This is a genomic window from Phyllobacterium sp. 22229 (assembly GCF_052056495.1).
In the GTDB taxonomy this organism is placed as follows: domain Bacteria; phylum Pseudomonadota; class Alphaproteobacteria; order Rhizobiales; family Rhizobiaceae; genus Phyllobacterium; species Phyllobacterium myrsinacearum.
In genome coordinates this window covers 1-1,102 of sequence record NZ_JBQEPA010000052.1, presented here as the reverse complement: position 1 = coordinate 1,102, position 1,102 = coordinate 1, and the positions used below count along the sequence as shown (strand labels likewise).

General features: G+C 65.4%; 1 protein-coding gene. It reads right to left on the bottom strand.

Annotated elements, in window-relative coordinates; all coding sequences use genetic code 11:
- Window positions 1-1,102 (bottom strand): autotransporter outer membrane beta-barrel domain-containing protein (locus ACTJJ7_RS28025; protein WP_440969499.1); only part of this gene is annotated, 1,102 nt, incomplete at both ends.

Genomic DNA, 1,102 nt, shown 5'->3' with positions numbered 1-1,102 from the left:
TCGATGAGCGCGGTGTCGGCGGCAATCGGCTGGCCGCTGACGGCAAAGCTTTCGCCGCCGCTGGCAAAGGCAAACTGTGCCTGCGGTGCCACATCGCCATAGGCATGGCGCCAGCCCGCCATGCCACGCGCGGTGACGGTGGTGGCATTGCCAAGCGTGAAGGCGCGCGAGGCCCTGACACCCAGCGTTGTCGTGGTCAGATCCGTTGCGGAAGCTGGCGCCGACAGGGCAGCGATACCGCCGGTCTCGCTAAAACCATCGGTCTTCAGATGGGTATAGGCCGCGGCGGCAAAGGGTTCGACGGCGGCATAGGCCGTATCGATGCGGTAGGCGGCCTCACCGAACAGATGCACCGTGTTGGCGGAATAACCGGCACTTTCCGTCTCATCAAGCGTACCGAAGGTCACCGAACGGTGGGTGTCGATGGCGTGATGCGCCAGGATGGTGCCAAGGCTCAAGGTCAGCGCATCGATGCTGGTGCCGCCATAGATGCCGAGCTGATAGCTGTCGGCGGAGGTGGACGAGGCGGCGCCATGCAGCGATGTCGACCCGTAACCGGCGAGCACGCCCAGCCGCCATGTCCCGGCGATCAGAGAATCCACACCGGTGACGAAGCCGCCGGTGTTCCGGTCATAGGCTGCGGCATTGCCATCGCTGGAGCCATGGCTCCATGATCCATAGGCCTGTCCCCACAGCGCCGTGGTTGAAACGGCGGGCGCAGCGGCGGCAAAAGCCTCACCGGCGCTCTGCTTGCCCTTGTCCTCGGGGCCATAGGCAAGCGGGGTGATGACCGGCACCGGCCTCGCGGCGACGCCGTCAAAGGCGGCGCGGATCCGCTCATTGGCAGCGCCGCTGACCAGCCCGGCATCCTGCAGCAGCGTGCCACGCAGGGCGGCATGGGCTTCACCCGACAGGGCGTCATAATGGAGCACGTCGCCCTTCTTCGACAACAGCACGGTGTCAAGCAGCCGGTTGCCAAGACCAAGCTGCAGGACCGCATGGCCGGTGCTTTTCTGGTTCGGCGTGACCGCATCGACAAGAACGATGTTCTTGATCTGCTCCTCATGCAGCTGCCTGTTCAGGCGGTCGGCCTCGGCCTGCG